Source organism: Acinetobacter sp. 24-47-67, from assembly GCF_056779735.1.
The window spans coordinates 1-512 of record NZ_JBWYIK010000030.1 but is presented as its reverse complement, the minus strand read 5'-3'; the positions used below and the strand labels follow the sequence as shown (position 1 = coordinate 512).

Here is a 512-nt window from a genome sequence, read left to right as displayed (position 1 = left end):
TTCGTTAAGGGCATGGCTGCCATCGATGCGTTGTAGGAAGACTTGGCTATTCAGTTGTGAATGACTGAATTGGATGTGGAGGGCTCTGTTTTGGGCGGTTAGGCCGAGCTGTTCCAATGCCGAAAAGATGTTGGCAAGCATGGTTATTATCTGTCTTTTATAATTTAGTAAGGCTAAAGAATTTCTTAATATTTAAACAAAAAACAGACACGATAAACAGGTCCTGTTACACAAAACACCCATTTATTGTGAAATAAAATTACAAATAAAATACAGATTTGATTTAGTAAATAATATAGATCAAGTTAATGATTACAAAAAAAAGAGGCTGAAGTGTTAGCATCTTCAACCTCTGTAAACTACAAAACTAAGAACTTCTTATTTAAAGAATATGATTGAACTACTGTCCAGAACGAATGATGTAATCAAACGCTGACAGTGATGCTTTCGCGCCTTCACCAGTGGCAATGATGATTTGTTTATAAGGTACTGTTGTACAGTCACCCGCAGCG

Annotated in this window: 1 protein-coding gene and 1 pseudogene; both read right to left on the bottom strand. The window is 36.5% G+C overall.

All coding sequences use genetic code 11. The annotated features are described in order from the left end of the window. Positions 1–141 (bottom strand): hypothetical protein (locus tag AC1M9K_RS14515; RefSeq protein ID WP_481589640.1); only part of this gene is annotated, 141 nt, incomplete at its 3' end. A gap of 259 nt (positions 142–400) precedes the next feature. Continuing rightward, a pseudogene (locus AC1M9K_RS14510) lies at positions 401–512 on the bottom strand (FAD-dependent oxidoreductase); the annotation flags it as partial.